1 pseudogene is annotated in these 625 nt (G+C 56.0%); it reads right to left on the bottom strand.

Annotated features, from left to right (window positions below):
* Positions 1 to 296 precede the first annotated feature (296 nt).
* Positions 297 to 449 (bottom strand): annotated as a pseudogene (locus FEV53_RS22005) (integrase core domain-containing protein); the annotation flags it as partial.
* Positions 450 to 625 lie beyond the last annotated feature (176 nt).

Raw genomic sequence — 625 nt, 5'->3', positions numbered from 1 at the left:
TCATTATCAAAGACCGCGTGCTGGCGATCCGAGAGACGGTATGTGTCCAGCTGGTCTTTCGAGATATCGATACCGATGATATCCTGCATCTGTCTTTTCCTTACCTCTGCTTGTCATGCAGGCCCAAAGCCCTGCTATCCGTTCAGGTCATGAGAAAAGACGGGGGCGATCACACTACCGCACGGCCCAGAACGGCCGACCCATTCCCGATCCGTCCCCCGCCGCTTCCCGGCATGTTTGGGGAGCCGGGAAGCGGCTCCCTTATCGCAAAGGAGCCGAGGGAAGTCATAAGACAAGCCTAATGCGCTGTGTGGTCGTTTCCTGTTGTAGTGTTTCCTCCATTGTTCGATCAGGATCTGCGCCTCGCGCAGGTCTGGGATCCACGTCACGATCTGGAAGAGGTTTTCGTATGCCATGCATGGGTTCCGGGGTTCGTGCTCCCGGATCATCGTCACGGTCAGGCCAGCGGCGGTATCTTTGATCTCGAACATGGCGGGTTTCCTGCTATTCTGTTCATGATTTGCTTCACACCGGATGCGGGTGTTCTGTCGATCCCCGGACCCTGAAAAGATGAAAAAAGATCCGTTGGTCCCACAGGCCCACATGGGCGGATGATCCCTCCTCT

Source organism: Palleronia caenipelagi (genome assembly GCF_007004065.1).
GTDB classification, from domain to species: domain Bacteria; phylum Pseudomonadota; class Alphaproteobacteria; order Rhodobacterales; family Rhodobacteraceae; genus Palleronia; species Palleronia caenipelagi.
The sequence above is the reverse complement of the archived record's forward strand: the minus strand, read 5'-3'. Positions and strand labels throughout refer to the sequence as shown.